This window comes from Peterkaempfera podocarpi, assembly GCF_042466665.1.
Taxonomy (GTDB): Bacteria; Actinomycetota; Actinomycetes; order Streptomycetales; family Streptomycetaceae; genus Peterkaempfera; species Peterkaempfera podocarpi.
The window spans coordinates 1,352,337-1,364,462 of sequence record NZ_CP162102.1; the positions used below are offsets into that span (position 1 = coordinate 1,352,337).

A 12,126-nucleotide genomic window follows, 5' to 3' on the forward strand; every position below is an offset into this window, starting at 1 on the left:
CGCCATGAACCCGCCCACCCCGCAGGACCTGACCGCACGCGAGGCTCTGCTGCGTGAGCTGTTCGCAGAGGTCCTCGACATCGATGTGGCCGAGGTCGAGGCCGACGACAGCTTCTTCGAGCTGGGCGGCGACTCCATCACCTCGATCGAACTGGTGGCCAAGGCGCATGCGGCCGGGCTCGCCCTGGAGTACCGGCACGTCTTCGAGGGCGAGACCCCGGCCGCGCTGGCAGCGGCGGCCCAGGAGGTCACCGAGGAGACGGCCTTCGCACCCGCCGAAGGACCGCTGGTGGCGCTGAGCGAGGCGGAGTACGCCGAACTCACGGCCGGTCACGGCCCGGTGGACGAGATCTGGCCGGTGACCCCGCTGCAGGAGGGCCTGCTCTTCCACTCCGTCTACGACGAGCAGGAGGCCGACCCCTACCTGGTGCAGGCACCCCTGGTGCTCTCCGGCGCGGTCGACTCCGCGCGGCTCCGTACGGCCTTCGAGGCCCTGCTGCGGCGGCACGCCGGCCTGCGCGCCGGGTTTGTGATGCGCAGATCCGGCCAGCCGGTCCAGCTGATCCGCTCCTCGGTGGAGCTGCCCTGGCAGGAGCTGGACCTGAGCACGCTGGCGGAACAGGAGCGCCGGGAGCAGATCGTCGAACTGCTGCGGCAGGACCGGCTGGAGCGCGTCGACCCGGCCCGGCCGCCGTTGCTGCGGGCGCTGCTGCTGCGCATCGCGCCGGAGCAGCACCTGCTGGTGCTGACGAGCCACCACATCATCTGGGACGGCTGGTCGATGGCCCGCGCCCTGGACGAGGTCTCCCGGCTGTACGCGGCGGACGGCGACGCGAGCGTCCTGCCGGAGGTCGTACCGTTCCGCACCTATCTGAGCTGGCTGTCGGCGCAGGACCAGGAGGCCGGTCTGGCCGCCTGGGGTGAGGCGCTGGCCGGTCTGGAGGAGCCGACCCTGGTCGCCCCCGGCGCAGGCGCCACGCTGGCCGCGCTGCCGGCCCGGGTGGTGGGCTCGCTGGACGAGGAGACCACCGCCAGGGTCACCGCCTCGGTCCGCGCCCAGGGCCTGACCATGAACACCCTGCTCCAGGGTGCCTGGGCGATGCTGCTCGCCACCCTCACCCGCCGTCAGGACGTGGTCTTCGGCGCGACCGTCTCCGGCCGCCCGCCGGAGCTGCCCGGGGTCGAGCAGATGGTCGGCCTGATGATCAACACTGTGCCGGTGCGCGTCACGCTCAGCCCCGTCCAGCCGGTGGGCGCACTGCTGGCTGGCATCCAGGAGCAGCAGGCCGCACTGACCCCGCACCACCACCTGAGCCTGGCCCAGATCCAGCGGCGGTCCGGCTTCGACGAGCTCTTCGACACCCACACCGGGTACGAGAACTTCGCCGCCGACGCCGACTCGGACGGGCTGTGGGAGGCCGGCTTCCTCCGCGGCGAGCAGCTGGACCTGCTGCCGGAGGAGGCCCAGGACAGTCGCGGCTTCGGCCACTTCCCGCTCACCCTGGTCGTCTTCCCCGGCCCCGAGCTGCGCATCGAACTGAGCTACCGGCAGGACCTCTTCACGGCCTCCTTCGTCCAGTCCCTGGTGGAGTGCCTGAAGCAGCTGATGACCGTCCTGGCCGAGGAGCCGGAGCGGATGGTGGCCCAGGTCCCGCTGCTCTCCGCGCCGGAGCTCGACCGCGTGCTGCGGGAGTGGAACACCGCCGAGGAGCCGCCGGCCCCCGCCACCCTCGCCCAGCTGTTCGAGGCCCAGGCGGACCGCAGCGGCGACGCCGTCGCCCTGCTCTGCGAGGACACCGCGCTCAGCTACACCGAGCTGAACCACGCGGCCAACCGGCTCGCCCACCACCTCACCGCGGAGTACGGCGTCGGCCCGGGTGCCCGGGTGGCCGTGGGACTGCCGCGCGGCACCGAGTGGATCACCGCCGTCCTCGCGGTCACCAAGACCGGCGCCACCTTCGTCCCCGTCGACCTGGCCTTCCCGCTCGACCGCATCGAGCTCATCCTGGCCGACGCGCAGCCGACGGTTCTGCTCACCACGAGCCGGACCCCGCTGGCCCACGACACCGCCGCCCCGCATGTGCTGCACCTGGACGCATCCGCCCTCCAGGAGGCGCTGCGCCACCGCCCCACCGGCAACCCCGAGTCGGGCATCAGCCCGGCGCAGACCGCCTACCTCATCTACACCTCGGGTTCCACCGGCATCCCCAAGGGTGTCGACGTCACCCACCTCGGCCTGGCCGGTCTGGTGCAGAGCCTGCGCACGCGGCTGCGGATCACCGCCGACAGCGCCGTCCTGCAGTTCTCCTCCCCCAGCTTTGACGCCATCGTCATGGAACTGGGCATGTCGCTGCTGTCGGGTGCGCGGCTGGTGCTCGCCCCCGGCGAGTCACGGCTCCCCGGGGAGCAGCTGGTCGAACTGATCGCCCGCCACAGCGTCTCCCACATGTTCATCGTGCCCTCGCTGCTGGCCGCGATCGACCCCGCGAGCGTGCCGACCCTGACCACCCTGGCGGTCGGCGCCGAGGCCCTGCCGCCGGCCCTCCTGGAGCGCTGGGCTCCGGGCCGCCGGTTCCACAATGTCTACGGCCCCACCGAGACCACCGTCATCGTCACCGCCTCCGAGCCGCTGAACGCCGGGGACCTGCCGGTCATCGGCCGGCCGATCGCGGGCGCCCGGCTCTACGTCCTGGACCCCTACCTGCGTCCGGTGCCGCCCGGCTTCACCGGGGAGCTCTACATCGCCGGCCCCGGCGTCACCCGCGGCTATGTCAACGATCCGGCGCAGACCCTCACCGCCTTCATGGCCTGCCCGTTCGGCGCCCCCGGCGAGCGGATGTACCGCAGCGGCGACCTGGTCCGCTGGACCGGCGACGGGCAGCTGGAGTTCGTCGGCCGCGCCGACCACCAGGTGAAGATCCACGGCTTCCGCATCGAGCTCGGCGAGATCGAGACCGCCCTGAGCAGCCACCCGCAGATCGGCCAGGCCATCGTCCTGGTCCGCGAGGACCAGCCCGGCGTCAAGCGTCTGGTGGCCTACATCGTCCCCAACGGCGGGGCGCCGGAGATCGAGGACCTGCGCGAGCACCTGTCCGCGACGCTGCCCCACTACATGGTTCCCGGTGCCTTCGTCCTCCTCGACGCCTTCCCGGCCACCGTCACCGGCAAGCTCGACCGCAAGGCGCTGCCCGCGCCCGAGTTCGCCGGCAGCGCCGCCAGCCGCGCCCCGCGCACCCCCCGCGAGGAGCTGCTCTGCTCCATCGTCGCCGAACTGCTCGGCCTCGACCGGGTCGGCATCGACGACAGCTTCTTCGAGCTCGGCGGCGACTCCATCACCTCCATCCAGCTGGCGGCACGGGCCTGCACGGCGGGGCTCGTCCTCGCCCCACGCGATGTGTTCGAGTGCAAGACCGTGGTCCGGCTCGCCGAGCGGGCGACCGAGCCCGACCCGGTCGCCGAGGTCGAGGCCGCCGTCCCCAGCGGGCCGCTGGTGGCCCTGAGCGAGGCCGAGTACGCCGAACTCACGGCCGGCCACGGCCCGGTGGAGGAGATCCTGCCGCTGGCTCCGCTGCAGCACGGACTGCTCTTCCACGCCCTGTACGAGGGCGCGGACGACGGAACAGGCCCGGGCGACGTCTATGTGGGTCAGATCCCGCTGCTGGTCGAGGGGGAGCTGGACCCGGCCCGGCTGCGCGCCTCCTTCCAGAGCCTGCTGGACCGTCACGCCGCGCTGCGCGCCGGCTTCACCGTCCGCACCGGCGGCGAGCCCGTCCAGATCATCGCCGCGGAGACGCCGATCCCCTGGGCCGAGCACGACCTCTCCGCGTTCGACTCCGACACGCAGCAGGCCCGCACCCGCGACCTGCTGGCCGCCGACCGGGCGACCCGCTTCGACATCGCCCGGCCCCCGCTGGTCAGGGTCACCCTGATCCGGCTGACGCCGCGGCAGCACGTCCTGCTCCTCACCGGCCACCACATCGTCTGGGACGGCTGGTCGATGACCCGCGCGATCGGCGACGTACTGGCCCACTACGAGGCCCACGGCGAGCCCGGCGCACTGCCCGAGCCCGTCCCCTACCGCCGCTACCTGGAATGGCTCTCCGGCCAGGACGCCGACGCCGCGCTGGACGCGTGGGCCGCCCACCTGGCGGACCTGCCCGAGCCGACGCTGGTGGCGCCCGGCGCCTCCTCGGACCTGCCGGTGCTGCCGGTCCGGGTGGTCACCTCGCTGGACCAGGAGAGCACCCGGCGCCTGCAGACCATGGCGCGCTCCCGCGGACTGACCGGCAACACGCTGGTCCAGGGCGGCTGGGCACTGCTGCTCTCCACGCTCACCGGCCAGCAGGACGTGGTCTTCGGCGCGACGGTCTCGGGACGCCCCGCGGAGATCCCCGGCGTCGAGGACCTGGTCGGCCTGCTCATCAACACCGTCCCCGTCCGGGTCGCGCTCGACCCGGCGCAGAGTCTGACGGCCTTCCTCGCCGGCATCCAGGACCAACAGGCCGCGCTCACCCCGCACCACCACACCGGTCTGCCGGCGATCCTGCGCCGCACCGGGCACACCGAACTCTTCGACACCTCGATCGTCTTCCAGAACGCACCCTGGGACGACGACACCCTGCGCACCGCCACGCTGAACCTCCGGCCGCTGGAGCAGGCGGGCGGTCAGGAGACCGGAGGCTTCACCCACTTCCCGCTCAGCCTGGACGTCTTCCCCGGAACCGAGCTGCGCGTCGAGATCAGCTACCGGCCCGACCTGTTCGACGCCGAGTCCGCGCAGCGGCTGGCCGAGCGCCTCACCCGCGTGCTGGGGGCCTTCGCCGACGACCCCGACCAGCTGCTGGGCCGCGTCTCGCTGCTGTCCCAGGAGGAGCAGGCGCAGCTGTCGGCCTGGAGCACGACCGAGGGCCGGTCCCACGACGTGGCACTGCCCCGGCTCTTCGAGGACCAGGTCAGGGCCACCCCGGACGAGACCGCGCTGGTCGTCGGCGACCGGACGCTCAGCTACGCCGAGCTGAACCGTGCGGCCAACCGGCTCGCCCACCGGCTGATCGCGCTCGGCGCCGGCACCGACGACCTGGTCGCGGTGATGCTGCCGCGCTCCGTCGACGCCGTCGTCGCCGTGCTCGGCATCCTCAAGGCCGGCTGCACCTATCTGCCGACCGAGCTGAGCTGGCCGCAGGAGCGGATCAGCGGACTGCTGGGCGACGTCCGGCCCGTGGTGGTGGTGACCGACGCCGCGACCGCCGCCCAGGTGCCGCAGGCCCCCCGGACCCCGGACGGTTCCGCCGCCTGGTCGGTGCTGCCGGTCGAGGAGGTCGCGGCGGCGGGCGAGCAGCTGCCCGACCACGACCCCCAGGACCACGACCGCCCGCGGCCGCTGCTGCCCGGACACCTCGCGTATGTGATCCACACCTCCGGCTCGACCGGCCGCCCCAAGGGTGTGGCGGTGACCCACCGCAACATCGTCAATATGTTCCACGCCCAGAACAACGGCTACATGCTGCCCACGGCGGCCGAGGCGGGGGTGCGCAGACTCAAGGTCGCGCTGGTCTCGGGCTTCGGCTTCGACGCCGCCTGGGCAGACCTGCTGCGCATGGTCGCCGGACACGAGCTGCACCTGATCGAGGAGGACCTGCGCCGCGACGCACACGGGCTGATCGCCTACTCGGCACGGCACGGCATCGACTCGCTCAGCGTCACCCCGCTGCTCGCGACCCAGCTGCTGGCGGCGGGCCTGATGAAGGTCCCCGGCTACCAGCCGAAGCTGATCTCGCTTGGCGGCGAGTTGGTCGACCCCGGTCTCTGGACCGAGCTGGGCAACGGCCCCGTCCCGGCCTACAACTTCTACGGGCCCACCGAGACCACCGTGGACTCGACCTACAGCCGCATCGCCGGGGACGTCACCAGCAGGATCGGACGCCCCGTCGAGAACGCCCAGTGCTATGTGCTGGACCCGTCGCTGCGCCCGGTCCCGCCGGGCTCGCCCGGAGAGCTCTACATCGCCGGCGCCGGACTGAGCCGGGGCTATGTCAACCGGTCCGCACTGACCGCCGAACGCTTTGTGGCCTCACCCTTCAGCGCCACGGGCGAGCGCATGTACCGCACCGGCGACCTGGTGCGCTGGACCAAGGACGGGGAGCTGGAGTTCCTCGGCCGGGCCGACGAGCAGGTCAAGATCCGCGGCTTCCGCATCGAGCTCGGCGAGATCGAGACGGCGCTGCGCCGGCACCCGGAGGTCGACCAGGCGGCGGTCGTCGCCCGCGAGGACCATCCGGGCGTCAAGCGGCTGGCGGCCTATGTGGTCCCCTCCGGCGCGACGGCCCCGGACACCGGCAGCCTGCGCGCACATCTGGCGGCGACTCTGCCCGACTACATGATCCCCGCAGCCTTCGTCGTCCTGGACGCCATGCCCGTCGGCGCCACCGGCAAGCTCGACCGCAGGGCGCTGCCGGTACCGCAGTTCACCGGCGCCGCGGACAGCCGCGCCCCGCGCACCCCGCGTGAGGACCTGCTCTGCGGCCTCTACGCCGAGGTGCTCGGACTGGAGCGGGTGGGCATCGACGACAGCTTCTTCGAGCTCGGCGGCGACTCCATCACCTCCATCCAGCTCGCCACCCGGGCCCGCCGGGCAGGCCTGGTCCTCGCCCCGCGCGACATCTTCGCCGGCAAGACCGTCGCCGCCCTGGCGGAGGTCGCGGTCGACCTGGACGACGCGGCCCCGTTCACCCCGGCGGACGGCCCGCTGCTGGAGCTGGAGGGCGTCGAGTTCGCCGAACTCAGCTTCGGCTTCGGCCCGGTGGACGAGATCTGGCCGGTCACCCCGCTGCAGGAGGGTCTGCTCTTCCACGCGCTCTACGACAGCGAGGGGACCGACCCCTACGCCATGCAGATGCCGCTGCGGCTGACGGGCGAGCTGGACGCCGGACGGCTGCGGGACGCCTTCGCGGCCCTGCTCGACCGCCACCCCGCCCTGCGCGCCGGCTTCGCCCTGCGCACCAACGGCGAACCCGTGCAGATCATCCCCGGCCACGCCGACCTCCCCTGGACCGAGCACGACCTCACCGGGCTCGCACCCGATCGGCAGCAGGCCCGCACCGCCGAACTGCTCGCCGCCGACCGCGCCACCCGCTTCGACCCGGCCAACCCCCCGATGCTCCGCCTCGCCCTCCTCCGGCTGGCGGCCGACCAGCACATCCTCGTCATCACCAGCCACCACCTCGTCTGGGACGGCTGGTCCATGACCCGGGCCTTCGACGAGACACTGCGGATCTACCGGGCCGGCGGGAACGCCGCCGCGGCGCTGCCGGAGCCGGTGCCCTTCCGCACCTACCTGAGCTGGCTCACGGCGCAGGACCAGCAGGCGGGTCTGACCGCCTGGGGCGAGATGCTGGCCGGCCTGGAGGAGCCGACCCTGGTCGCCCCCGGAGCGGGCACCACCCTGAGCACACCGCCGGCCCGGGTCGTCGCCCAGCTGGGCACCGAGACCGCCACGGCCCTGTCGGCCGCCGCCCGCTCCCGGGGGCTGACCTCCAACACCCTGGTCCAGGGCGCCTGGGCACTGCTGCTCTCCACCCTGACCGGCCGGCAGGACGTCGTCTTCGGCGCCACCGTGTCGGGACGGCCGCCGGAGATCCCCGGCGTCGAGGAACTGGTCGGGCTGCTCATCAACACCGTCCCGGTCCGGGTCACCCTCGAACCCGGCCGCACCCTCGCCGCCGTCCTCACCGACCTGCAGGACCAGCAGGCCGCGCTCACCCCGCACCACCACACCAGTCTCTCCGCCCTGCTGCGCCACACCGGGCACGCCGAACTCTTCGACACCGCGGTGGTCTTCCAGAACCTGGACTGGGACAACGCGACCCTCCAGTCGGAAGAGCTGCAGGTGCGCACCTACGAGGGCGACGAGCAGCCGCCGGTGATCCACTATCCGCTGAGCCTCTCGGTGCACCCCGGTGAGGCCGGCTGGCGGCTGGAGCTGGGCTACCGGTCGGACCTCTACCGCGAGGACACCGTGAGCCGGCTGGCGGAGCAGCTGGAGCAGCTGCTGTCGGCGCTGGCGACCGGCCTGGACCTGCGCGTCGGCGAGGTGGAACTCCTCACCGAACGTCAGCGCGCGCTGGTCCTGCACGAGTGGAACGGCGCACCGGTGCCGGTGACGCCGGCCACCTTCGCCGAGCTCTTCCAGCGCCAGGCCGCACGCAGAGCCGACGCCACCGCACTGATCTGCGACGACACCCAGCTGACCTACACCGAGCTCAACGAGCGCGCCAACCGGCTCGCCCACCACCTGGCCGACCGCCACGGCATCGGCCCCGACACCCGCGTCGCCCTCGCCCTCCCGCGCGGCACCGACTGGATCACCACCGTCCTCGCCGTCACCAAGACCGGCGCCGCCTTCATCCCCATCGACCTCGCCTACCCCGCCGACCGCATCCAGCACATCCTCACCGACGCCGCCCCGACCCTCCTGGTCACCACCGGCCGGACGGAGCTGCCCTACCCCCACACCCTCCACCTCGACGACCTCGCACTGCAGGAGACCCTCGCCCGACAGCCCGCCACCGACCCCGACCCCGGCGCCGACCTCCGCGACACCGCCTACGTCATCTACACCTCCGGCTCCACCGGCACCCCGAAGGGAGTCGCCGTCACCCACCAGGGCCTCGCCGCCCTTGCCCACACCCAGACCACCCACCTGAACGTCACCGACGACAGCACCGTCCTGCAGTTCTCCTCCCCCGGCTTCGACGCCATCGTCTTCGAGTGCGCCATGGCCCTGCTGACCGGAGCCAGGCTCGTGCTGGCCCCGGGCGAGTCCCGGCTCCCCGGCGAACAGCTGGTCGAGCTCATCGCCGAGCACGGCGTCACCCACGCCACGCTCATCCCCTCGGTCCTGGCCGCCCTCGACCCCGAGAGCGTCCCGACCCTGACCACCCTGGTGGTGGCCGGCGAGGCCCTGCCCCAGCCGCTGCTGGACCGCTGGTCCGCGGGCCGCAGCATGTTCAACGCCTACGGCCCCACCGAGACCACCGTCTGGGCCACGGTCTCGCCCGATCTCACCCCGGGCCACAAGCCCGTGATCGGGCGGTCCATCGCCAACACCCAGGTCTATGTGCTGGACCAGGCCCTGCGCCCGGTCCCGCCCGGCACCACCGGCGAGCTCTACATCGGCGGTGACGGCCTGGCCCGCGGCTACGTCAACCAGCCCCGGCTGACCGCCGAACGCTTCCTCGCCTCGCCCTTCGGCGCACCGGGCTCGCGGATGTACCGCACCGGCGACCTGGCCCGCTGGACCCACGACGGCCAGCTGGAGTTCGCCGGCCGCGCCGACGAACAGGTCAAGGTCCGCGGCTTCCGCATCGAACTGGGCGAGATCGAGACCACCCTGCGCCGGCACCCGCTCGTCGACCAGACCGCCGTCCTGGTCCGCGAGGACCAGCCCGGCATCAAGCACATCGTGGCGTACGTGGTACCGACCGAGGACGCCGAACCCGTCCTCGACACCCACACGCTGCGCGAGCACCTGGCCGCGACCCTGCCCGAGTACATGGTCCCGACCGCCTTCGTCATCCTGGAGGCCCTGCCGGTCACCATCACCGGCAAGCTCGACCGCAAGGCCCTGCCCGCACCCGAGTTCACCGGCAGCACCGGCAGCCGGGCCCCGCGCACCCCGCAGGAGGAACTGCTCTGCACACTCGTCGCCGACCTCCTCGGCCTCGGCCGGATCGGGATCGACGACAACTTCTTCGAGCTGGGCGGCGACTCCATCACCTCCATCCAGCTCGTGGCCCGCGCACGCAAGGCAGGCCTCGTCTTCGCCCCGCGTGACGTCTTCGCCGCCAAGACCCCGGCCGGCATCGCGCTCGTCGCGACCGCGGCGGACCCGGGCGGAGAACCCCAGGACCCGGCGGACGCCGCGCCCGAGCCGGAGTCGCTGGTGGAGCTGAGCGACGAGGAGCTCGACGAGTTCGAGGAGCTGCTCCGTGCCTGACCGCCCCCACCACACCCGCCTCCGCAGCGCCCGCCCGCCACCATCCGCCGGCACCGGCCCGGCACCCCAGAGACACCAGCACCGGCACACCCAGAAGATCACGCACATTCAGCAGAAGGAGTCCGTCATGGCCAACCCGTTCGAGAACGCGGACCAGTCCTACCTCGCTCTGGTCAACGACGAGGGCCAGTACTCGCTGTGGCCCAGCTTCGCCGCCGTTCCGGCCGGCTGGACGATCGTCCGCGGCCCCGAGGACCGGGAGACCTGCCTCGACCACATCGAGGAGGCCTGGACCGACATGCGGCCCAAGAGCCTGATCGTGGCGAGCACCAGGGCCGGGGCCGCTGTCTGACCCCGCCCCGGCTCCGCCCCTGTGCCGCCCGGATCCCCCGATCCGGGCGGCACAGCCGTTGCGGCACACCGGCAACCACGCAGTTGCCGCCCGCTTTCCTTCAGTCCACTGGGCCCCGGTCGCCACACTCGCTGATGTTCCCGCACCCACATTCGCACCCAGCCGCCGTCGGGGCGGCTTCGCCTTATGGAGGATGAAGTGGCATCATCCGGCGCGCTCCCGGTGGAGGCAGTGGTTCTCGCCGACATCGCTATCGTCATCGCTGTCTGCGCTCTCCTGACAAGGCCGCTCCGCCGGCTGCACCAACCGCCCGTGGTCGCCGAGATCACCGTCGGTCTGCTGCTCGGGCCGAGCGCGCTGGGGCTGTTGCCCGGCAACCTGCCCGACCTGATCTTCCCCGCCGCCGCGCGCCTGCCGCTGTCGGCCATCGCCAATCTCGGGCTGGCGGTGCTGATGTTCCTCTGCGGCTGGGAGCTCGACGGACGTCATATGCGCGGCAGCACGCGCACGGTGGGCGTCCTGGCGGTGGTCTCCATGGCGGTGCCCTTCGCACTCGGCGGCGGCTTCGCAGCCCTCATCGAGCACCAGCAGGTCGGCAGCGGGGTGCGCCCGCTGGCCTTTGTGCTCTTTGTGGCCACCGCCTTCTCCATCACCGCGTTTCCGGTGCTGGCCCGCATCCTCCGCGACCAGGGACTGACCCGGACCAGGATCGGCGGCCTGGCGATGACCTGCGCCGCCCTGTGCGATGTCGCGGCCTGGTGCGTGCTGGTGCTGGTCACCGCGCTGGCGAGCTCCGGCGGGACGGACGGCTTCCTCCGGGTGCTCGGTCTGACCGCCGCCTTCGGCGTGGTGATGCTGGCCGTCCGCCCGCTGCTGCGGCGGGCGCTGGCCCGGCTGAACGAGCGCGGCGGTGACAGCTCGCTGACCGCCCTGGTGATCAGCGGGGTGCTGCTCTCCGCCTTCGTCACCTCCTGGATCGGTATCCACCCCATCTTCGGCGCCTTCGCCTTCGGCCTGCTGATGCCGCGTCGGAGCGGCGCGGAGCGCGGGCTCGGGGACGAGCTGGTGCAGCGCGTCGGGAATCCGCTGGACCGGGCCGCAGCGCTGCTGATGCCGGTCTTCTTCGTACTCACCGGCCTCTCCGTGGACATTCGCCGGCTGGGTCTGTCCGGGCTGCTGCTCCTGATCGCGGCGCTGGCGGTGGCCACCGTCGGCAAGTACCTCGGCTCCGCCCTCCCGGCCCGCCTGGGCGGGATGAGCGGGCGTGACGCGCTGGCCTTCGGCGCGCTGATGAACACCCGCGGCCTCACCGAGATCGTCGTGCTCGGCATCGGCCACCAACTCGGCCTGATCTCCAGCGAACTGTTCACCGTCATGGTGCTGGTGGCGCTGATCACCACCGCGCTGGCCGGCCCGCTGCTGCGCCGCTTCAAGCTCACCACCCCCTCCTCGGTGCCCGACCAGGTCCGGCCCGCCGACCACCCCGCCGACCACCCCGCCCGCGAGATCCAGCCCGTCTGACCCGCCCGGCCGCCCCGACCCGGAGAAAGGCAGTCCGTCATGGCCAACACCTCGTACTTCGGCTACTCCTGGCAACCCGAGGAGAACGTCGTGCTGATCACCTACCGCTGCCGCACGGTGTGCAGCGTGCGGGGCACGGACCGGATCGACGCGCTGATGCGGGAGCTGCGCGCGGGCGACCGGCAGGCGGTGCTGGAGCGCTGGAGCGCCGACGCACTCGCGACCACCCGCCACAACAGCGCGGCCTGAGAGGCAGATC

General features: G+C 72.6%; 4 protein-coding genes. All 4 read left to right on the forward strand.

The genetic code is table 11. From position 1 onward, the window contains the following. The first annotated feature begins 4 nt into the window (after nucleotides 1-4). The 4 genes from AB0761_RS05980 (at nucleotide 5) to AB0761_RS05995 (ending at nucleotide 12,116) form a co-directional block, all read left to right on the forward strand. A complete protein-coding gene (locus AB0761_RS05980; protein WP_377267909.1) occupies nucleotides 5-9,994 on the forward strand; it encodes an amino acid adenylation domain-containing protein in 9,990 nt (3,329 codons plus the stop codon). Between the two features lie 127 nt (nucleotides 9,995-10,121). Beyond that, complete coding sequence (locus tag AB0761_RS05985; RefSeq protein ID WP_377267910.1) at nucleotides 10,122-10,346, forward strand: MbtH family protein; 225 nt, start codon at nucleotides 10,122-10,124, stop codon at nucleotides 10,344-10,346. Nucleotides 10,347-10,544: 198 nt separating this feature from the next. Beyond that, complete coding sequence (locus AB0761_RS05990; protein WP_377267911.1) at nucleotides 10,545-11,867, forward strand: cation:proton antiporter; 1,323 nt, start codon at nucleotides 10,545-10,547, stop codon at nucleotides 11,865-11,867. A gap of 39 nt (nucleotides 11,868-11,906) precedes the next feature. Continuing rightward, the gene (locus AB0761_RS05995; RefSeq protein WP_377267912.1) at nucleotides 11,907-12,116 is read left to right on the forward strand and encodes a hypothetical protein; all 210 of its coding nucleotides are present in this window, start codon (nucleotides 11,907-11,909) and stop codon (nucleotides 12,114-12,116) included. Nucleotides 12,117-12,126 lie beyond the last annotated feature (10 nt).